This window comes from Burkholderia pyrrocinia (assembly GCF_022809715.1).
Classification (GTDB): Bacteria; Pseudomonadota; Gammaproteobacteria; order Burkholderiales; family Burkholderiaceae; genus Burkholderia; species Burkholderia pyrrocinia_C.
In genome coordinates this window covers 2,110,066-2,130,885 of record NZ_CP094459.1, presented here as the reverse complement: position 1 = coordinate 2,130,885, position 20,820 = coordinate 2,110,066, and the positions used below count along the sequence as shown (strand labels likewise).

Genomic DNA, 20,820 nt, shown 5'->3' with positions numbered 1-20,820 from the left:
CTGCAGCCGGCACGGCGAACCGAACATTCCAGGAGACAGACATGGCAAGGAAGATCACTTATTCGCAGGCGATCAACGAGGCGCTCGCGCAGGAGATGGCGCGCGACGACAGCGTGATCGTGATGGGCGAGGACAATGCGGGCGGCGCGGGCGCGCCGGGCGAGGACGACGCGTGGGGCGGCGTGCTCGGCGTGACGAAGGGGCTGTTCCACAAGTTTCCGGGCCGCGTGCTCGATACGCCGCTGTCCGAAGGCGGCTACATCGGCGCGGCGGTCGGCGCGGCCGCGTGCGGGATGCGGCCGGTCGCGGAACTGATGTTCATCGATTTCATGGGCGTGTGCTTCGACCAGATCTTCAACCAGGCCGCGAAATTCCGCTACATGTTCGGCGGCAAGGCCGTGACGCCGGTCGTGATTCGCGCGATGTACGGCGCCGGGCTGCGCGCGGCCGCGCAGCACTCGCAGATGCTCACGTCGCTGTTCACGCACATCCCGGGGCTGAAGGTCGTGTGCCCGTCGACGCCGTACGACGCGAAGGGGCTGCTGATCCAGGCGATCCGCGACGACGATCCCGTGATCTTCCTCGAGCACAAGCTGCTTTACACGCGCGAGGGCGACGTGCCGGAGGAGTCCTATGCGATTCCGTTCGGCGAGGCGAACGTGATGCGCGACGGCGACGACGCAACCATCGTCACGTACGGCCGGATGGTGCATCTCGCGATGGATGCGGCCGCGAAGCTCGCGAAGGACGGCATCCAGGTCGACGTGATCGACCTGCGCACCACGTCGCCGCTCGACGAGGAGACGATCCTCGAAAGCGCGGAGCGCACCGGGCGCGTGGTGGTCGTCGACGAAGCGAACCCGCGCTGCTCGATCGCGACCGACATCGCCGCGCTCGTCGCGCAGCGCGCGTTCCGAACGCTGAAGGCGCCGATCGAGCTCGTGACCGCGCCGCATACGCCCGCGCCGTTCGCGAGCGTGCTGGAAGACCTGTATATCCCGTCCGCCGATGCGATTGCGCAGGCGGTCCTGAAGACGAGGAGCTGACACGATGTCGATTCACATGATCACGATGCCCAAGTGGGGGCTGTCGATGGAGCAGGGGCAGGTCAACGGCTGGCTGAAGGCGCTCGGCGAACGCGTGACGAAGGGCGACGAAGTGCTCGACGTCGAGACCGACAAGATCTCGTCGGGCGTCGAATGCGCGTTCGACGGCACGCTGCGCCGGCAGGTCGCGCAGGAGGGCGAGACGCTGCCGGTCGGCGCGCTGCTCGGCGTCGTCGCGGCGGCCGAGGCGAGCGATGCCGACATCGATGCGGCGATCGCCGAGTTCCAGCGCGATTTCGTGCCGAGCGCGGCGTCCGACGAAGCGGCGGGCCCGCAGCCCGAGAAGGCGCAGATCGGCGGCCGCACGGTGCGCTTCCTGAAGCTCGGCGACGGCGCGGGCACGCCCGCCGTGCTGATCCACGGCTTCGGCGGCGACCTGAACAACTGGCTGTTCAATCACGCGGATCTCGCCGCGCACCGGCCCGTGTGGGCGCTCGACTTGCCCGGTCATGGCGAGTCGGGCAAGGCGGTCGACACGGGCAGCCTCGATGAGCTGGCCGACACGGTGTTCGCGCTGCTCGATGCGCAGCACATCGAGCGCGCGCACCTGATCGGCCATTCGATGGGCGGCGCGGTCGCGATGGCTGCGGCCGAACGCGCGCCGCAGCGCGTTGCGTCGCTGACGCTGATCGCGAGCGCGGGGCTCGGCACCGACATCAACCGTGCCTATATCGACGGCTTCGTCGCCGGCAACAGCCGCAACACGCTGAAGCCGCACCTCGGTGCACTGTTCGCGGACAACGCGCTCGTGACGCGGCAACTCGTCGAGGATCTCGTCAAGTACAAGCGGCTCGAGGGCGTGCAGGCCGCGCTGGAAAAGATCGCGAACGCCGCGTTCGACGGCGCGGCGCAGCGGCGCGTGTTCCGCGAGCGGCTCGCGGCGCTCGCGCCGCGCACGCTCGTGATCTGGGGCGAGCGCGACCAGGTGATCCCCGCGCAGCACGCGCAGGGCTTGCCGGACGGCGTGCGCGCCGAGGTGATCGCCGGCAGCGGGCACATGGTGCAGATGGAGGCGGCTGCCGACGTGAACCGCCTGATCGTCGCGTTTCTCGGAGACTGACGATGGCCGCCGCGCTCGAACGACCCAGCCTCACGGCGCTCGGCCAGCCGGGCGCGAGAAGCCGCGACAAGCTCGCGCGCATTCCGGTGCGCGTCGAGCCCGCGGCCGGCGCGGCGCTGCCGAAGCCGCCGTGGCTGCGCGCGCGGCCGATGATGAGCGCGGCGGTGGCCGACATGGCGGCCGTGCTGCGCGACCATCGGCTGCATTCCGTCTGCGAGGAGGCGATGTGCCCGAACATCGGCGAATGCTTCGCGCAGCGCACCGCGACCTTCATGATCATGGGCGGGCTGTGCACGCGGCGCTGCCCGTTCTGCGACGTCGCGCACGGCCGTCCCGAGCCGCTCGATCCCGACGAGCCCGCGCGGCTGGCCGATGCGGTCGCGGCGCTCGGGCTGCGCTACGTCGTGATCACGTCGGTCGACCGCGACGACCTGCGCGACGGCGGCGCCGCGCATTTCGCCGCGTGCATCGCAGCGGTGCGCGCGAGCGTGCCGGGTATCGGCGTCGAGGTGCTGACGCCGGACTTCCGCGGCCGCGTCGCGCGCGCGCTCGACGCGCTGTCGTCGGCCTGGCCGGACGTGTTCAACCACAACATCGAGACGGTGCCGTCGCTGTATCGCGCGGCGCGGCCGGGCGCCGACTATCGCGGCTCGCTCGAACTGCTCGCGCAGGCGAAGGCCGCGCGGCCGACGCTCGTGACGAAGTCGGGGCTGATGCTCGGGCTCGGCGAGCGCGACGACGAGGTGCGCGACACGCTGCGCGACCTGCGCGCGCACGAAGTCGACGTGCTGACGCTCGGCCAGTATCTGGCGCCGTCCGAGCACCATCTGCCGGTGCGGCGCTACGTGAGTCCGGACGCATTCGCCGCGTGGCGCGAAGAGGCGCTGGCGCTCGGTTTCAGGGAAGTCGTAGCCGGTCCGCTCGTGCGGTCGTCCTATCACGCGGCCGACGTGCTGGCGGATGCGTAGCGGGCGGCGCGTCAGGCCGGCTGAGTCGATACGTGCGCGCGGCTTACGTGGCGCAGGTAGAACACGAGCCCGGCGCCCGCGAGCATCAGGCTGACGGTGTTCGCGAACCAGAAGCCGCGCGCGCCCGTCAGCCATGCGGGCGCGATGCCGCCGACGTCGAAGCCGAGCACGTAGCCGCCGCTGAGTCCGACGCCCCACAGCGCGACCGCATAGATCACGGTCGGCACGATCGCGACCTTGTACGCGCGCAGCACGAACGCCGACGTGACCTGCAGCGCATCGAACACGTGGTAGCACGCGACGATCGCGACGAGCGGCAGCGCGGCCGCGGCGACGGCCGGGTTCGGCGTATAGCCGCCGACGATCAGCGGGCGCAGCGTGAATACGAGCACGCCGTATGTCGCGGCAACGCCGCACGCGAACATCACGCTGTGCCGGCCGAGCAGCCGTGCTTCCTCGGGGCGTCCGGCGCCAAGCGCGCGCGACCAGCGTCGAGGCTGCCACGCCGATCGACAGCGGTGTCATGTACAGCACCGCACCGATGTTGCCGGCGATCTGGTGGCCGGCGAGCGTCGTCGTGCCGAATTGCGCGATGAACAGCGCCATGCAGGTGTACGACGTGACCTCGATCAGGTATGACAGGCCCATCGGCACGCCGAGTTTCAGGATTGCCTTCTGGCGCTCCCAGACGGGCCAGCAGAAGCGCGAGAAGATCGCGAGCGGCGCGAACACGTCGAGCTTCGCGAGCAGCGTGTAGCCGATCAGCGCGAGCGCCCAGTTGATCAGCGTGCTGGCCAGCCCGCAGCCGGGGCCGCCGAGCGCCGGCACGCCGAACCCGCCGAAGATGAACCATACGTTGAGCGGAAACTTGAGCAGCAGCGCGCCGATCTGCAGGATCATCGCGAGCCGCGGTTTGCCGGCCGCGTTGGTCAGGGCGTTGTAGATGCGGAAGACGAGGCTGGCGGGCAGCCCGTACGACAGGATGCGCAGGTAGTCGACGGTGCGGTCGTGCAGCGCGGCGGGCGTGTGCGCGATGTGCAGCAGCGGCTCGGGAAAATGCAGCAGCAGGAAGCCGGGTATCGCGAGCAGCAGCGCGAGCCACAGCGCCTGGCGGACTTCCTCGCCGATCTCGGCATAGCGTCGCGCGCCGTACAGTTGCCCGGTGATCGGCTGCAGCGCGGACAGGATGCCCGTCAGCCCGATGTAGATCGACACGTAGATCGACGAGCCGAGCCCGAGCGCGGCGAGATCGGTGGCCGAGTAGCGGCCGACCATTGCGGTGTCGATCACGCCGAACGCGATGATCGCGAGCTGGCCGACCAGCACCGGCCACGCGAGACCGACGATCCGGCGGATGTCGCCGAACATCGTCAATCGGCCGCCTGGCGGCGCGGCGGGCGCCGCTTGACGGGCGTCTTCGGCCGTTCGATGCGCTCGTACAGGCGGAAGCGTTCGTCGCGGTCGGCGACGCGGCGGCCTTCCCACACGAGACGCCACACATATTGCGACATCGCACTCGGCTCGCCGAAGTCGGAACGGTCCTGGCGCAGGATCACGTCGCAGTCGCCGGAGAAATCGAAGTGCATGTTGCCGAAGTACGCGAAGGTCGCGATCTGCGCATCGCCGAGCCGCACCGGCGAGATGCACTCGTAGTCGGACGGCAGGTGCAGCGCGATCTGTTGCGCGACATCGCGATAGGTTCGGCCGTAGTTGACGATCGGCAGCCACAGCGTCATCAGCAGCACCCACATCAGCGTGGTGCCGGCGCCCGACAGCACGACACTGCGCCACAGCACCTTCGGCTGCCGCGAGACGCGCCAGCGCACGAGCACGCACCAGCACACGGTGACGATCACCGCGCAGATGAACGACAGGATCTTGAAGTGCGGTTCGTAGCCCGGCACGAGGCGTGCGAGGTTGCGCGCGAGCGGATGCGGGAAGCCCGTGAGCGACGCGAGCCACACGAGCCATACGAAGGTGCCGAGGATCGTGAAGCTCAGTACCGCGAACCAGTCGAACGCGTTGATCGCACCGCGCTTGAGGGTCGGCAGCGCGAACGTCGCGAGCACCGCGAGCGGCGGCAGCAACAGCATGTACATGCGGTTCGACTGCTGGCTCTGCAGGATCACGAGCGCGACGAGCGGCACGGCGACCGACAGCGGAATCGCGATGTGCGCGCGGCGGCGCATGCCGGCCCAGCTCCACCACGCCCAGATCGCGAGCGGCCACGCGGGCCACGTGAACAGCGGCAGGTTCTTCGCCGCATACGCGAGCACGGCGGTCGGCGGGCCCGAAAAGCGCATCAGGCTGCCGTGGATCCACTGGTTGAAGAACCACGCGGCGTCGTCGGGCGCCGCGACGAACGCGGCAAGCGGCCACAGCGCGAAGATCGCGGCCGCGAGCGGCACGCCGACCAGCGGCAGGCGCAGGTTGCGCATCTCGGGCGTGACGAGCCACAGCGCGGCGGTGCCGGCGAGCAGCGCGACGACCAGCACCGGGTTGCCGGACAGCGCGACGAGGCCGATCGCGAGGCCCCACCACAGCGCGCCCTGCATCGGCTTGTCGATGCCGCGCACGATCCCGTAGACGAGCATCGCGATCCACGCGAACTGCGCGACCTGCGGCGTCGTTTCGTGCCCGCGTTCCGCGAGGCCGAAGCATGCGACGAGGACCAGCAGCGCGCCGTCGGCGAGCGTTCGGCCGTAGTCGCGCGGTTCCGGCTCGCCGCCGAATGCGTACTTGAACGGTTGGACCTCGGCGCGCCGGCCGAGCAGGTAGGCCGCGTACCAGACGAATGCGCACGCGACGCAGAACAGCACGCCCGTATCGATGCGCGACGCATTGCTTGCATCGACCCACGGGCCGAGGCCGCGGATCGACAGCGCGCCGAGCCAGTAGCCGAGCGGCCCGTCGGTCGTGATGAACTTGCCGACCAGGTTCGGCAGCAGCCAGTCGTGCCAGCCGCCCTTGGCCATCGTCCACATCACGCCGAAGCCCGCCGCGTCCTCGTTCTTCCACGGGTCGCGGCCGAACAGGCCGAACGCGGCGTAGACGAAGCAGAGCGTGAGCAGCAGCCAGCGCGGCAGCGCACGCGTGGCGGAGGCGGTGAGACGGACGACAGGCTTCATGCAGATGAGCGTTTTGTTATGGGCAGGCGGCCGGCGCGGGTGCGCGCGGTCGAGCCGGTTTCGAGCATCCGGCATTGTAGACGCGCCGGCTGCTGCGCGTCAGGTCGTTGCCCGGACGCCGGCCGGCGCTTTTCCGGCGAGCAGAGACAAAAAAGGGCAGCCTGGGCTGCCCTTTTTGTGCGATACCGGTGCGTTGCAACCACCGGATGCGGTGCGAAGCTTACTTCGCCTTGCCGCTGGCGCGTACGCCGAACTTGTTCTTGAACTTCTCGACACGGCCTGCCGTGTCCATGATCTTTTGCTGACCCGTGTAGAACGAGTGCGATTCCGACGACACTTCGATCTTGGCGAGCGGGTAGGTCTTGCCGTCGAGTTCGATGTTTTCGCGCGTCTGGATCGTCGAGCGCGTGATGAACTTGAAGCCGTTCGACATGTCTTGGAAGACGACTTCGCGGTAGTTCGGGTGGATGCCTTCTTTCATGGTCTTTCCTTGGTGAGAGCGGTAGCCAACCCGCCGCTTGCCGTGCCGGAGCGCGCACATTGCGCATACCAGACGACGCCAAGCCCGGCGCGAGCCACTTGCCTAAGGTCGAAAAACCGCGATTATGCCAGAAAATCAGATGGTTGACGAATAATTTTCACGGCGCGTCGAGCGCGCCGGTGCCGGCCGGATCCTGCCGGTAATAGCGGGCGAGCAGCCGGTACAACTCCGGAAATTCGGACTCGAACGCTTTCGGCCGCACGAACAGCGCCTCGCTGCACACCGCGAAGAATTCCGACGGGTGGTCGGCCGCATAGGGATCGATCAGCGATTCCCGCTCGAAGCGCGCCCACGCGCGCTCCGGCACCGCGTCGACGCGCGCGCAGAACTGGTCGTACGCATGTTCGAACACGTCGGCCCACGCCTGCGCGTCGAGGTGCGGCGCGTGCCAGCGGCGAAAAAGGGGCGGATAGCCGTCGGCCGCGCCGTTGACCATGTCGATCTTGTGCGCGAACTCGTGGATCACGACGTTGTACGCGTCATGGCCGTCCGTCATCTGCGCGTCTTCCCACGACAGGATCACGGGGCCGCCTTCCCATGCCTCGCCGCTCGCATCCTGCTCGACCTCGTGGACGACGCCGTCCTCGTCCTGCACGGTCTTGCGGATCACGAATTCGCCCGGATACACGACGACGCCGACCCAGCCGTCGTACAGCGACAGGTCGAGATTCAATACCGGCAGGCAGGCTTGCGCGGCGATCGCGACGATCATCGCGTCGGTCAGTTCGAGCCCGTGCGCGGTCGAAAACGATTTCTTCGCGATGAACAGGCTCGTCAGCTCGCGCAGCCGGCCGAGCGCATCGGGCGACAGCGTCGCGAGGAACGGCAGGCGCTCGACGGTGTCCTGCCACAGCGCGTCGGGGATCGGGTGGCTGCGCAGCGCGCGGTCGCGGCGGCGGTCGTCGAACCAGCGGGTCAGTTTCGATAGCATGGAGGCTGCGGACGGAAATCCAAAGCCTGTCTTTTAACTCAATCGATCTCTTTTTGCCATGCCGCGAAGAGGCCGCCGACGAGCGCGACGCCCGCCAGGAAGTAAAAACCGTCGAGCGACGCGAGGAACGACGCCTGTTGCGCGACCATGCGGGCGATGGCGGCGATCGCGAGACCGTGCGCTTCGTTCAGCGCATGCCCGGCGGCCGCATAGCTGCGCGTCAGGGCGTCGACGGTCTGCTGGAACATCGGGTCGAACACGTTCGCGCGCTCGACGAGCCGCGTCTGGTGCACGGCCACGCGATGCTGCTCGACGATGATCACCGACGACGTCGCGAACGAGATCGTCAGTTGCCGCACGATGTTCTTCAGCCGGTAGCCGTGCGTGTACTCGTCGATCGCGAAGATCCGGAACGTCAGGTTGGCCACCGGCAGCACGATGAAGAGCAGCAGCAGCCCGCGCAGCAGCAGCGGGACGATCAGCGCGGCTTCGCCGACCTGCGGCGTCATCCGCGTCATCCACAGCGCGGCCGTGACGGCGATCGCGAACCCCGGCACGACGAACCACTTCTTGTGCGTGACGAATTTCGCGTAGCGCAGGTACGCGAACAGCGCCGTGGCCGAAATCAGCGACATCGTGCCGACCAGGCGCCCGGCGTTCTCGACCGGATAGCCGAGCCCGCCTTCGAGAAACCGCGATGTCAGGTAACTGAAGCCCGTCGTCTCGTAGTAATAGAACATGTAGAGCAGCAGCCCGACCTGGAACGTCCGCTCGCGGAACGCATGCAGCCGCACGAGCGGCGTCGGGTGATGCCACTGGTGATACGCGAACCATGCGAGTGCGCCGATCCCCGCGATCGTCAGCAGGATCAGCATCGGCGAGCCGCTGTAGAGCTGGTAATGCACCTGCTGCAGCACGATCTGCAGTGCTCCTTGCGCGAGCGCGAACACGACATACGGCCAGAAGTGTCCGGAGCCGCGTTCGTCGTCGGGTGTCCGGCCCGAATCGGGCAGCGTGAGCAGCGCAAGGATCGCGAACGCGATGCCGGCGGGCGCCGTGCACGCGAACAGCGCGCGCCATGTCGAATGCGCGACGAGCAGCCCGCCGACGATCGGCGCGAGCGCACTGCCGAGCAGGATCATGATCAGGAACGCGCGCGTCGCGGGCGGCCGTTCCTGCGGCTTGAAGCTGATCTGGATCAGGATCCGGCACGCGCCCATCATCGGGCCGATGAAATAGCCCTGGAAACCACGCGCGAACGCGAGTTCCAGCGACGTGTCGGCAAGCGCGGCCGCGATCGCACCGAACGAGAACATCAGCATGCAGCCCGCAACGTAGCGGCGATGCCCGAGCCGGTCGACCCACCATTGCTGCTGCAGGATGCCGAGTACGGCCGTGACCGCGTACGCGCTCGACGACCACACGAGTTCGTCGGGCGATGCGTTGATGCCGCCCGCGATGTAGCTTGCGAAGAACGAGAAGACCGCGTTGTCGAAGTAGTCGATGCCGGTGACGAGCGCGAGCGCCCACGGGAGCAGGTCCGCGCGCAGGTTCGCACGGCTCCACAGCGGCGAGCGGCCGGGCACCGCGTTCATTCGCGATCCTTGCGCGTGCGCCGCGCGCCGGCTTCGGCCCGCCGCTGCGCGATCAGCGCATCGGGGTTTTCGCCGGCGAGACGCCGCTCGACGTAGTCGATGTCGTGCTGCAGTTCCTTGCGCAGCGCGACGGCTTCCTTCAGTTCGCGCTGGACGGCCGCGATTCGCCGGTCGAGCGTGTCGATCTGCTCGGCGAGGCCGGTGCGGATGTCGCGCAGCGACGCATCCGAATAGCGGCGCCGGCCGTCGCCCGTTTCTTCCAGCGGGCGCTTCAGCATTTCGGTGATGCCATGCAGCGAGAAGCCGAGCGCACGCAGCCGCAGGATGCGCGCGAAACGTTCGAGATCGGCTTCGTCGTAGAGGCGGTAGCGGCCTTCGCTGCGCGACGGCGTGACGAGCCCGCGCTCTTCGTAATACTTCAGCGTGCGCGGCGTGACGCCGAGCCGCGATGCGGCGTCGCTCACGGTCAGCAGCGGGGTGGAGGCGTCGTTCGGCATCGGGTGGCGGGGAGAGTCGGTCGGGGCGATGCCGCGATTATAGATCAACCTGTACGTTCACGTTCAGGTTGAGGCCGAAAAACGGCCGCCGGGCAGGATGCGCGGGCGGCCGTTCGTTGCGGGGCGGGGCGATCAGCCGCCGCGGCGCATCAGATCGAAGAACTCGGAGTTGCTCTTCGTCTGGCGGATCTTGTCGAGCAGGAATTCCATTGCCTCGACTTCGTCCATGTCGTGGATGAACTTGCGCAGCACCCAGATCTTTTGAAGGATCTCGGGCTTGATCAGCATTTCCTCGCGACGCGTGCCCGACTTGTTCAGGTTGATCGACGGATACACGCGCTTTTCCGCGAGGCGGCGCTCGAGGTGCACTTCCATGTTGCCGGTGCCCTTGAACTCTTCGTAGATCACGTCGTCCATGCGGCTGCCGGTTTCGATCAGCGCGGTGCCGATGATCGTCAGCGAGCCGCCTTCCTCGATGTTGCGCGCAGCACCGAAGAAGCGTTTCGGACGCTGCAGCGCGTTCGCGTCGACACCGCCCGTCAGCACCTTGCCCGATGCCGGGATCACGGTGTTGTATGCGCGTGCGAGGCGCGTGATCGAGTCGAGCAGGATCACGACGTCGTGCTTCATTTCGACGAGGCGCTTGGCCTTCTCGATCACCATTTCGGCGACCTGGACGTGGCGCGTGGCCGGTTCGTCGAACGTTGATGCGATCACTTCGCCGGCAACCGAGCGCTGCATTTCGGTCACTTCTTCAGGGCGCTCGTCGATCAGCAGCACGAACAGGATCACGTCCGGGTGGTTCTGCTTGATCGCGTGTGCGATGTGCTGGAGCATCACGGTCTTGCCCGACTTCGGCGACGCGACGAGCAGGCCGCGCTGGCCCTTGCCGATCGGCGCGATCATGTCGATGATGCGGCCCGTGACGTTTTCCTCGCCGCGCATTTCGCGCTCGAGCGACAGCGGCTTGTTCGGGTGCAGCGGCGTGAGGTTCTCGAACATGATCTTGTGTTTCGAGGCCTCGGGCGGCTGCCCGTTGACTTTGTCGACCTTCACCAGCGCGAAGTAGCGCTCGCCGTCCTTCGGCGTGCGGACTTCACCTTCGATGGTGTCGCCGGTGTGCAGGTTGAAGCGGCGGATCTGCGACGGGCTGATATAGATGTCGTCGGTGCTCGCGAGGTACGACATTTCCGGCGAGCGCAGGAAGCCGAAGCCGTCCGGCAGCACTTCGAGCGTACCGTCGCCGAAGATCGTCTCTCCCGTCTTGGCGCGCTTTTTAAGAATGGCGAACATCAACTCCTGCTTGCGCAGGCGGTTCGCGTTTTCGATCTCGAGGCCATTGGCCATTTCGATCAGTTCGGACACGTGCAGAGACTTGAGCTCGGATAAATGCATACGGAGAACCCGCCAGGGAGGAGAAGCGACGAAAGAAATAAGGGAGGAGGGCGAGCGGAAGCGCTCAGAGACTTAAATGCGTCTTGTAGACGTTTTTTAATTCTAGCATAGGCCGATTCGCGCTTGAGCGGCCGATCGGCGGCTTGACGGCGGACGTGTTGCCGGTTGACAACACGTCCGCGGAACTGCCGGTATTACAGGTGGCTGTCCAGGAATGCGGTGAGCTGCGACTTCGACAGCGCGCCGACCTTCTGCGCGGCGGCCGCGCCGTTCTTGAACAGGATCAGCGTCGGGATGCCGCGCACGCCGAACTTCGCGGGCGTGGCCTGGTTGTCGTCGACGTTGATCTTTGCGATCTGCAGCTTGTCGCCGTAGTCCTTCGCGACTTCGTCGAGGATCGGGGCGATCATTTTGCACGGGCCGCACCATTCGGCCCAGAAATCGACGAGCACGGGCTTGTCGGACTTGACGACGTCCTGTTCGAACGATGCGTCGCTGATGTGTTTGATCTGTTCGCTCATTGGGTCAATACCTCTTACGGTTCGGGGACTGCCTGCTTGCGCGTTGCGGCGTACCGGCCGCCGTAGGCTGCCGGCCGCTGCGGCAGGTCACTCCGCTCCCGGAAAGGAGGGGCGTAAGCGCTGCATGCCGCGGCTCGCGGGTCGTTCGGGCGTCATATTAGCCTAAATTGCTATCTGCTGCGGGCAGCGATAGTAGCCGCTACGCGAGTAGGGGTACGACGCGACGTTCGACCGTTGTGCCCTGCAGGTGGAGGCCGGCTCGCGAATTACAAGGGGGTGGCATATATGTAGCGATTCCGGGCGCCGGACACGCGCCGGCTGGCAGGGTTGTTCGCATTGGTGCGAACAAACGGTCGCATTCATCCGCAAGCGGTGATAGAATATGCCGTGACGGGCCTCCTCGCATGGTGGGGCGGTGAACCTGGTCAGGTCGGGAACGAAGCAGCCACAATCGTTTTCCGCCAGTGCCGAGGGTCGGGCTCGTCACCTTCCTTCTCGCCCCGTTCGCAGGGCGTTTTTTATTTCCGCGTCACACTCCGTTTTACCTGCACTTTGCCCGTCTTTCGCACCGTTTCGCGTGTCGGCGCAACGCAGCGTTACTGATACAATTTCCCGATGACCTATCAAGTTCTCGCACGCAAGTGGCGTCCGAAGGATTTCGCTTCGCTCGTCGGCCAGGAGCACGTCGTCAGGGCGCTTACGCACGCGCTCGACGGCGGGCGTCTCCATCACGCCTATCTGTTTACCGGAACCCGCGGTGTCGGCAAGACGACGCTGTCGCGGATCTTCGCGAAGGCACTCAACTGTGAAACCGGCGTCACGTCGCAGCCGTGCGGCGTGTGCCGTGCCTGTCGCGAGATCGACGAGGGGCGTTTCGTCGATTACGTCGAGATGGATGCCGCGAGCAACCGCGGCGTCGACGAAATGGCCGCGCTGCTCGAGCGCGCGGTGTACGCGCCCGTCGATGCGCGCTTCAAGGTCTACATGATCGACGAAGTGCACATGCTGACGAACCACGCGTTCAACGCGATGCTGAAGACGCTCGAAGAGCCGCCGCCGCACGTCAAGTTCATCCTCGCGACGACCGATCCGCAGAAAATTCCCGTCACCGTGCTGTCGCGCTGCCTGCAGTTCAACCTGAAGCAGATGCCGGCCGGGCACATCGTGTCGCATCTCGAACGGATCCTCGGCGAAGAGCAGATCACGTTCGAGCCGCAGGCGCTGCGCCTGCTCGCGCGTGCCGCGCAGGGCAGCATGCGCGACGCGCTGTCGCTCACCGACCAGGCGATCGCCTATTCGGCGAACGAGGTGACCGAGTCGGCCGTGTCGGGCATGCTCGGCGCGCTCGACCAGACTTACATGGTGCGCCTGCTCGACGCGCTCGCGGCCGGCGGCGGCCCGGAAATCCTCGCGATTGCCGACGAGATGTCGCTGCGCAGCCTGTCGTTCTCGACCGCATTGCAGGATCTCGCGAGCCTGCTGCACCGGATTGCGTGGGCGCAGTTCGCGCCGGGCTCGGTGCTCGACGAATGGCCGGAAGCGTCCGACCTGCGCCGCTTCGCGGAGACGCTGAGCCCCGAGCAGGTGCAGTTGTTCTATCAGATCGCGACGGTCGGCCGCGCGGAGCTCGGCCTCGCGCCGGACGAGTACGCCGGTTTCACGATGACGCTGCTGCGGATGCTCGCGTTCGAGCCGGCCGTTGCCGCCGGCAGTGCGCCGGGCGGCCAGCCGTCCGTGCCGCGTGCAGTGCCGGGCCCGCGCGCTGCCGCGGCTTCGGCCGCTGCGGCGAAGCCGGTACTGGCTGCCGCCGCCGACGCAGTGCGTCCGCAGGCTGCCGCACCGGCTGCCTCCGTTGCGCCGGTCGTGCGTTCAGCGCCGGCGCAGTCCGGCGCCGAAGCGAGCCGGCCGGCCGTGAAGCCGGCTGCGGCTCAGGCATCCACGCCGGCTCCGGTTGATGCACAAGTTGTCGAGGCGCCGCAGTCGGAAGCGAATGCGGCGCCGGCCGGCGATATGCCGCCGCCGGCCAGCAAGGAACCCGAGCCACCTGCCGCCGCTGCCGTTGCGCAACGAAACGACGAACCGGCTGCGCCGGCCGAACCGGTGCCGCGCGCTGCGCCGCCCGAGCCCGCCGCGCGTCCGGCATCGCGCGCAGGCGGTGCCGCCGCCGCGCTCGACGTGCTGCGCAACGCAGGGATGCGCGTGTCGTCCGACCGTGCGCGGGCAGGCGCTGCCCCGAAGCCGGCGGTCCAGCCGGCCGCCGAGAAGCCGGCCGCGCCGCGTCCAGCCGTGCAGGTGCCGACGCCGCGCGCTGCCGCCCGTGCGCCGCAGTCGGCCGATTCGCGCCAGGCTTCGCCGCCGTGGGAGGACATCCCGCCGGACGACTACGTGCCGCTCAGCGCCGACGAGATGTTCGGCGGGCCCGACGATGGCTTCGTCCCCGTGTTCGACAGCGGTCCCGACGATGTGCGCGTGGCGCCGCAGCTGGCGGAAGCGCGTCCGGCCGCACCGGTCGACACGCGGCCGTTGCCGCCCGCGATCGCGCTCGATCCGGTCGGTTTCGACGGCGAATGGCCGGCGCTGGCCGCGCGGCTGCCGCTCAAGGGCGTCGCATACCAGCTCGCGTTCAACAGCGAACTGACGGCCGTCGATGCGACGACATTGAAACTTTCCGTGCCGGTGCCGCAGTACGCGGACGCCGCGCAGGTCGCGAAGCTGAAGGCCGCGCTGGCCGATGCGCTCGGCAAGCCGGTCGAAGTGGCGGTCGAGGTCGGGCCTGCACGACGCACGGCGGCGGCTCTCGATGCCGCCGCGCGCGCGGCGCGCCAGCGCGAGGCCGAGCAGGAGATTCACGGCGACCCGTTCGTCCAGCAGCTCGTGCGCGACTTCGGTGCGCGCATCGTCGAGGGCTCGGTGCGTCCGCTCGCCGATTCGGCGCCGGACGGCCCGCCGCCGACGCTGCATTGAACTGACCGCACCGCGACAGGCACAATCACGCCCGCACACACTGGCCGGCACGCTCGGCGTGCCGGTTTTCACACGATCAAGAAAGAAGGAGTATTCCCATGTTGAAAGGCAACCTCGCCGGACTGATGAAGCAAGCGCAGCAAATGCAGGAAAACATGAAGAAGATGCAGGAGCAGCTTGCGCTGATCGAAGTCGAAGGGCAGTCGGGGGCGGGCCTCGTCAAGGTGACGATGACGTGCCGCAACGAAGTGCGTCGCGTGTCGATCGACCCGAGCCTGCTCGCGGACGACAAGGACATGCTCGAGGATCTCGTCGCGGCTGCGTTCAACGACGCCGTGCGCAAGGCCGAAGCGACGTCGCAGGAAAAGATGAGCGGCATGACGTCGGGCCTGCCGCTGCCCCCGGGTTTCAAGCTGCCGTTCTGAGCGCGGCGTCCTTGCCACTGTTTGCCGCCGTATGAAACAGCCGTCCGCCCTGTCCGCTCTCGTCGAAGCACTGCGCGTGTTGCCCGGCGTCGGGCCGAAATCCGCGCAGCGCATGGCGGTCCACCTGATGCAGCACGACCGCGAGGGCGCGGAGCGGCTCGGCCGGTCGCTGCTGTTCGCGACCGAGCACCTGCAGCACTGCGAGAAGTGCAACACGTTCACCGAAGCGCAGATCTGCGAGGTCTGCAGCGACGAAGAGCGTGATCCGACGCTGCTGTGCGTCGTCGAGACGCCTGCCGACCAGATCATGCTCGAGCAGACGATGACTTACCGCGGGCTGTATTTCGTGCTGATGGGGCGACTGAGCCCGCTCGACGGGATCGGTCCGAAGGAAATCCATTTCGACCGCCTCGTGCGGCGCGCGTCCGACGGAATCGTGAAGGAAGTCGTGCTCGCGACCAACTTCACGAACGAGGGCGAAGCCACCGCGCACTACCTCGGCCAGACGCTGAAGGCGCGCGGTCTCGCGGTCACGCGCCTCGCGCGCGGCGTGCCGGTGGGTGGCGAGCTCGAATACGTCGACGCGGGCACCATCGCCCGCGCGATGCTCGACCGCCGCACGATGTAAGCCGGGCGCCGCCTGCCGGCGGCGCCGTTCCTCATGCCAGGGAGACACATGAGCACCAGCCAGGGCCCGCTCGCGGGCGTCAAAGTGCTCGAATTCGGAACGCTGATCGCGGGGCCGTTCGCGTCGCGGCTGTTCGCCGAATTCGGCGCGGAAGTGATCAAGATCGAGGATCCGAACGGCGGCGACCCGCTGCGCAAGTGGCGCAAGCTCCATCCGGAGCAGGGCGGCACGTCGCTGTGGTGGTCCGTCCAGGCGCGCAACAAGAAATCGGTCACGCTCAACCTGAAATCCGATGCCGGCAAGGCCATCGCGCGGCAGCTCGCGGGCGAGGCCGACATCGTGATCGAGAACTTCCGTCCGGGCCTGCTCGAAAAGCTCGGGCTCGGTTACGACGTGCTGTCGGCCGACAACCCGGGCCTCGTGATGGTGCGCCTGTCCGGCTACGGGCAGACGGGCCCGTACCGCGACCGGCCCGGCTTCGGCGCGATCGCCGAATCGATGGGCGGGCTGCGCCACATTACCGGTTATCCCGACCTGCCGCCGCCGCGCATCGGCATCTCGATCGGCGATTCGATCGCCGCGCTGCACGGCGTGATCGGCGCGCTGATGGCGCTCCATCACCGCAAGGTCAACGGCGGCGCGGGGCAGGTGGTCGACGTTGCACTGTATGAGGCCGTATTCAACATGATGGAAAGCGTGGTGCCCGAATACGGCGTGTACGGGATGGTGCGCGAGCGCACCGGCGCGTCGCTGCCGGGCATCGTTCCGTCTAATACCTATGCGTGCCGCGACGGCAGCATCGTGATCGGCGGCAACAGCGACCCGATCTTCAAGCGGCTGATGAAGGCGATCGAGCGCGACGACCTCGCCGACGATCCCGCGCTCGCGCGCAACGACGGGCGCGTGCCGCGTACGCAGGAAATCGACGACGCGATTGCCGAGTGGCTCGCGCCGCGCACGATCGACGATGCGCTTGTCGTGCTCAATGCGGCCGACGTGCCGGCCGGGCGCATCTACAGCGCAGCAGACATGTTCACCGATCCGCAGTTCGTCGCGCGGCAGATGATCCAGCGCTTCAAGCTCGCCGACGGCACCGACGTTCCGCTGCCGAACATCACGCCGAAGCTGTCGGACACACCGGGCGAAACGCGCTGGCTCGGGCCCGAGCTCGGCGAGCATACGGACGAGGTGCTGCGCGGCCTCGGCTACGACGCGCAGGCGATTGCCGCACTGCGCGACGCGGGCGCGATCTGAACGCAGAACGCCGCCGCTCGATGCGGCGGCGCACCGTGCGCAATCGCCCGTCCGCGGCCGCCGGACTGTCGCTCTCGCGCCATCTTTCCTCGGTTACAATCGCCGGATGCGAATCCTACTCAGCAACGACGACGGCTATCTCGCCCCCGGTCTCGCCGCGCTCGGCGAAGCGCTGCAGCCGCTGGCCGAACTCACGGTGATCGCGCCCGAGCAGAACTGCAGCGGCGCATCGAATTCCCTCACGTTGTGGCGGCCGCTGTCGGTGCAGCGCGCGACGGGTACGGGTTTCTTCTACGTGAACGGCACGCCGACCGATTCGGTGCACGTCGCGTTGACGGGGATGGCCGACGCGAAGCCTGACCTCGTCGTGTCGGGGATCAACAACGGCCAGAACATGGGCGAAGACACGCTCTATTCGGGGACAGTTGCAGCGGCCACCGAAGGCATCATGTTCGGCGTTCCCGCCATCGCATTCTCGCTGGCCGACAAGGGCTGGACCCATCTGGCAGACGCCGCGCGCGTCGCCGCGGAAATCGTCGAGCACTTCCTCGCGAATCCGCTGCCGGGCCAGCCGCTGCTGAACGTCAATATTCCGAACCTGCCTTACGACGAACTGAAGGGCTGGAAGGTCACGCGCCTCGGCAAGCGTCATCCGTCGCAGCCGGTGATTCGCCAGACCGACCCGCGCGGCGAGCCGGTCTACTGGATCGGGGCGGCGGGCGCGGCGCTGGACGCGAGCGAGGGCACCGATTTCCACGCCGTCGCAAACGGTTTCGTGTCGATCACGCCGCTGCAGCTCGACCTCACGCATACACAGATGCTGCCTGCGACGCGCGAATGGGCGCGCGCCGGAGGGCGGGCTTCATGAGCGGCGAGCGCGCGAAGCGGTTCCCGCTCGCGCTCGAAGATCTCAAGCGAGCGCCACGCAAATCGGAAGGTCGGGCCGGCGAACGCCATGCGGCGGTCGCGGTGCCGAAGGCCGCCGACAAGCCCGCAGCCGTGCTGAAACCGGTTGCGGTAAAGCCGGCTGCCGGGCGGGCGCCGCTGTCCGGTTCCGCCGCCGCGAAGCCTGCGACCGCGCCGAAGCCGACCGCGTCGAAGCCTGCGCTGCCGAAGCCGGCCGCGCCGAGCGTCGCGCCGGCCGGCGCGTTCGCGCTCACGTCGGAACGCGTGCGCGAGCGGATGGTCGAACGGCTGCGCGCGAACGGCGTGACCGACGCGCGTGTGCTGGATGCGATGGCCGCGGTGCCGCGCCACATGTTCGTGGATCCTGGGCTTGCGACGCAGGCCTATGAAGATTCGGCGTTGCCGATCGGCCATCAGCAAACAATTTCAAAGCCGTCGGTCGTCGCGCGCATGATCGAGCTCGCGATGGCCGGCCGCACGCTCGAGCGCGTCCTCGAGATCGGCACGGGCTGCGGCTATCAGGCCGCCGTGCTGAGCCACGTGGCACGCGACGTGTATTCGATTGAACGCATCAAGCCGCTCTACGAGCGCGCGAAGCTGAACCTGCGCCCGCTGCGCGTGCCGAACATCCGTCTGCACTACGGCGACGGGCGTGTCGGCCTGCCGTCCGCGGCCCCGTTCGACGCGATCGTGATCGCGGCGGCGGGGCTCGACGTGCCGCAGGCGCTGCTCGAGCAGCTTGCGATCGGCGGGCGGCTCGTCGCGCCGGTCGGCGCGCAGAGCGGGCAGCACCAGGTGCTCACGCTCGTCGAGCGCGTCGCGCACGCGCAATGGCGAGAGTCCCGGCTTGATCGCGTTTTCTTTGTCCCTTTAAAATCCGGAGTGATTTGAAACCGATGAGTATGTTGCGCGCGATGCAAAACAACCGATCCAGGGAACCGCTCACGTTCGCCCAGCGCGCGATCTGTGTGGCTGCGTTCTCCACGCTACTGGCCGCCTGTGCGACGCGGCTCGACAACGCGCCCGTCGTCGACCGCTCCGGGTCGCTCGGCACGACGGCCGCCGCGCAGCCCGCGGTGCCGCTCGGGCCGCCGCCGCCGGGTTACTACCGGGTGAAGCCGGGCGACACGCTGTACCGGATCGCGCTCGAGAACGGGCAGAACTATCGCGACATCGCGTCGTGGAACAACCTGACGAACCCGAACCAGATCGAAGTCGACCAGTTGCTGCGCGTTGCGCCGCCGGGCGGCGCTGCGGTTGCGGGCGTACCGGCTGCGGGCGTACCGGCCGCCGCTCCGATCGCGGGCGCCGCCGTCGCGACTGCGCCGCTCAGCAGCGGTCCCGCGACGCCGGCCGCCGGCACGTCGTCCACGCTCGCAACGCCGCCGGCTGCGGCCACCGGGTCGAGCGATACGGCGGCGGCCCCGAGCGGCCCCGTGACGTTCGCGTGGCCCGCGCGCGGCCCGGTGCTGAACGGGTTCGACGACGCGAAGAACAAGGGTGTCAACATCGGCGGCACGGCCGGCGAGGCCGTGAAGGCGGCGGCCGACGGCCGCGTCGTCTACTCGGGCAACGGCCTGCGTGGCTACGGCAACCTCATTATCATCAAACACGATGCAACTTACCTCACGGCGTATGCACACAATCGCGCTTTGATGGTAAAAGAGGGGGACGCGGTAACGAAGGGGCAGAAGATCGCCGAGATGGGTAATAGCGATGCCGACCGCGTGATGCTGCATTTCGAGGTTCGCCGGCAGGGTAAGCCTGTCGATCCGCTGAAGTATTTGCCGCCTCAATAACCGAGACGACCATGCCGAAATCGAAGCGCCACGAGCCGCAAGCCGAGTCTGAGAAGATCAGTCGTGCCACGCAAGCATCGGCGGGGCGAGCTGGCGCTTCGACGGACGATGACGACGACGTCGCGGAAAACGAACGAGATCTCGAGGCGCGCGACGCCGAGGCGGACGGTGGCGACGACGAGCGCGAAGGCCGCGCGGAAGCCGCGCCCGACGTCGACGATTTCCGCACGCTGCTGCAGGCCGAGCTCACGGCCGACACGATCCAGCATTACCTGAACCGCATCAGCGTGAAGCCGCTGCTGACCGTCGAGGAAGAGCAGCGCTATTCCCGGCTCGCCAAGGCCGGCGAATTCGAGGCGCGGCAGGTGATGATCGAGCGCAACCTGCGTCTCGTCGTCAGCATCGCCAAGGGGTATCTGAACCGCGGCGTGCCGTTGCTCGACCTGATCGAGGAGGGCAACCTCGGCCTGATGCACGCGATCGAGAAATTCGACCCGACGCGCGGTTTCCGTTTCTCGACCTATGCGACCTGGTGGATCCGGCAGAGCATCGAGCGGGCGATCATGAACCAGGCCCGCACGGTGCGCCTGCCCGTGCACGTGATCCGCGAACTGAACCAGGTGCTGCGCGCGAAGCGCCACCTCGAAAAGAATTCGATGTCGACGGGCGAGGCGGCCGAGCGCCGCGAAGCCAGCATCGACGACATCGCCTATCTCACCGGCAAGACCGCCGAGGAAGTCACCGACATCCTCGCGCTCAACGAGCACACGGCGTCGCTCGACGCGCCGCTCGACCTCGATCCCGCGAGCAGCCTGCTCGACCTGCTGCCCGACGACCAGAGCCAGTCGCCCGACGCCGAGGTGCAGCACCGCGAGCTCGAGACGCTGACGCGCGCGTGGCTGTCGCGGCTGTCCGACAAGCATCGGCACGTGATCGAGCGCCGCTTCGGCCTGAACCACATCGAACCGGCGACGCTCGAAGAGCTCGCCGACGAGATGGGGCTCACGCGCGAGCGCGTGCGGCAGATCCAGCAGGAAGCGCTGGTGCGCCTCAAGCGGTTTTTCGCCTCCAACGGCGTGCGCAAGGACGCCGTTCTGTAACC

At 67.7% G+C, this 20,820-nt stretch carries 18 protein-coding genes, 1 other RNA gene and 1 pseudogene; 12 read left to right on the top strand and 8 right to left on the bottom strand.

Translation table 11 applies throughout. From position 1 onward, the window contains the following. Positions 1-41: 41 nt before the first annotated feature. From MRS60_RS09880 to lipA, 3 genes are read left to right on the top strand one after another with little or no spacing between them, the layout of a single operon-like run. Positions 42-1,046: an alpha-ketoacid dehydrogenase subunit beta gene (locus tag MRS60_RS09880; RefSeq protein ID WP_034181263.1), complete on the top strand. Its 1,005-nt coding sequence runs from the start codon at positions 42-44 to the stop codon at positions 1,044-1,046. 4 nt (positions 1,047-1,050) lie between these two features. Beyond that, positions 1,051-2,166 (top strand): acetoin dehydrogenase dihydrolipoyllysine-residue acetyltransferase subunit, encoded by a 1,116-nt coding sequence (locus MRS60_RS09875; protein WP_105392281.1) that lies wholly within the window; start codon positions 1,051-1,053, stop codon positions 2,164-2,166. Positions 2,167-2,168: 2 nt separating this feature from the next. Then, entirely contained in the window at positions 2,169-3,134 is a 966-nt protein-coding gene (gene lipA / locus MRS60_RS09870; RefSeq protein ID WP_034181265.1) for a lipoyl synthase, read from the top strand. Between the two features lie 11 nt (positions 3,135-3,145). On the opposite strand, the pseudogene MRS60_RS09865 reads toward lipA, so the two are convergent. The 8 genes and pseudogenes from MRS60_RS09865 to trxA all read right to left on the bottom strand — a co-directional run bounded on the left by MRS60_RS09865 (position 3,146) and on the right by trxA (position 11,742). Then, positions 3,146-4,502: pseudogene (locus MRS60_RS09865) on the bottom strand (MATE family efflux transporter). A 2-nt stretch (positions 4,503-4,504) separates the two neighbouring features. Then, the gene (locus MRS60_RS09860; RefSeq protein ID WP_105392279.1) at positions 4,505-6,337 is read right to left on the bottom strand and encodes an ArnT family glycosyltransferase; all 1,833 of its coding nucleotides are present in this window, start codon (positions 6,335-6,337) and stop codon (positions 4,505-4,507) included. Positions 6,338-6,482: 145 nt separating this feature from the next. After that, on the bottom strand, positions 6,483-6,743 hold the full coding sequence (locus MRS60_RS09855) for a type B 50S ribosomal protein L31 (RefSeq protein ID WP_006753671.1): 261 nt from the start codon (positions 6,741-6,743) through the stop codon (positions 6,483-6,485). Positions 6,744-6,900: 157 nt separating this feature from the next. After that, positions 6,901-7,734 (bottom strand): zinc-dependent peptidase, encoded by an 834-nt coding sequence (locus MRS60_RS09850; RefSeq protein ID WP_131947881.1) that lies wholly within the window; start codon positions 7,732-7,734, stop codon positions 6,901-6,903. A gap of 38 nt (positions 7,735-7,772) precedes the next feature. Then, positions 7,773-9,329 carry an MFS transporter gene (locus MRS60_RS09845; protein WP_034181269.1) on the bottom strand — a complete coding sequence of 519 codons (1,557 nt, stop codon included), beginning with the start codon at positions 9,327-9,329 and terminating at the stop codon, positions 7,773-7,775. Continuing rightward, on the bottom strand, positions 9,326-9,826 hold the full coding sequence (locus tag MRS60_RS09840; protein ID WP_034181270.1) for a MerR family transcriptional regulator: 501 nt from the start codon (positions 9,824-9,826) through the stop codon (positions 9,326-9,328). The genes MRS60_RS09845 and MRS60_RS09840 overlap by 4 nt, the downstream gene beginning before the upstream one ends. 132 nt (positions 9,827-9,958) lie before the next feature. Beyond that, positions 9,959-11,221 (bottom strand): transcription termination factor Rho, encoded by a 1,263-nt coding sequence (rho, locus tag MRS60_RS09835; RefSeq protein ID WP_006478662.1) that lies wholly within the window; start codon positions 11,219-11,221, stop codon positions 9,959-9,961. Positions 11,222-11,415: 194 nt separating this feature from the next. After that, positions 11,416-11,742 carry a thioredoxin TrxA gene (trxA, locus tag MRS60_RS09830; protein WP_006402348.1) on the bottom strand — a complete coding sequence of 109 codons (327 nt, stop codon included), beginning with the start codon at positions 11,740-11,742 and terminating at the stop codon, positions 11,416-11,418. 389 nt (positions 11,743-12,131) lie between these two features. Between trxA and ffs the strand changes: the two genes are divergently transcribed. From ffs to rpoS, 9 genes are all read left to right on the top strand, one after another. Beyond that, an RNA gene (gene ffs / locus MRS60_RS09825) (signal recognition particle sRNA small type) lies at positions 12,132-12,230 on the top strand. A 127-nt stretch (positions 12,231-12,357) separates the two neighbouring features. Next, positions 12,358-14,706, top strand: coding sequence for a DNA polymerase III subunit gamma/tau (locus MRS60_RS09820; RefSeq protein WP_243564621.1), 2,349 nt, complete (start codon positions 12,358-12,360; stop codon positions 14,704-14,706). Between the two features lie 98 nt (positions 14,707-14,804). Beyond that, on the top strand, positions 14,805-15,131 hold the full coding sequence (locus tag MRS60_RS09815; RefSeq protein WP_006482124.1) for a YbaB/EbfC family nucleoid-associated protein: 327 nt from the start codon (positions 14,805-14,807) through the stop codon (positions 15,129-15,131). Between the two features lie 31 nt (positions 15,132-15,162). Next, a complete protein-coding gene (gene recR / locus MRS60_RS09810; protein ID WP_034181272.1) occupies positions 15,163-15,759 on the top strand; it encodes a recombination mediator RecR in 597 nt (198 codons plus the stop codon). A 48-nt stretch (positions 15,760-15,807) separates the two neighbouring features. Continuing rightward, positions 15,808-17,013 (top strand): CaiB/BaiF CoA transferase family protein, encoded by a 1,206-nt coding sequence (locus MRS60_RS09805; protein ID WP_243564620.1) that lies wholly within the window; start codon positions 15,808-15,810, stop codon positions 17,011-17,013. 106 nt (positions 17,014-17,119) lie between these two features. Further along, positions 17,120-17,881 (top strand): 5'/3'-nucleotidase SurE, encoded by a 762-nt coding sequence (gene surE, locus MRS60_RS09800; protein ID WP_034181274.1) that lies wholly within the window; start codon positions 17,120-17,122, stop codon positions 17,879-17,881. Then, complete coding sequence (locus MRS60_RS09795; RefSeq protein WP_034181397.1) at positions 17,878-18,810, top strand: protein-L-isoaspartate(D-aspartate) O-methyltransferase; 933 nt, start codon at positions 17,878-17,880, stop codon at positions 18,808-18,810. The genes surE and MRS60_RS09795 overlap by 4 nt, the downstream gene beginning before the upstream one ends. A 5-nt stretch (positions 18,811-18,815) precedes the next feature. Then, positions 18,816-19,718, top strand: a complete 903-nt coding sequence (locus MRS60_RS09790) for a peptidoglycan DD-metalloendopeptidase family protein (RefSeq protein ID WP_034181275.1) — start codon at positions 18,816-18,818, stop codon at positions 19,716-19,718. An 11-nt stretch (positions 19,719-19,729) separates the two neighbouring features. After that, entirely contained in the window at positions 19,730-20,818 is a 1,089-nt protein-coding gene (gene rpoS, locus MRS60_RS09785; protein WP_034181276.1) for an RNA polymerase sigma factor RpoS, read from the top strand. Positions 20,819-20,820: the final 2 nt, after the last annotated feature.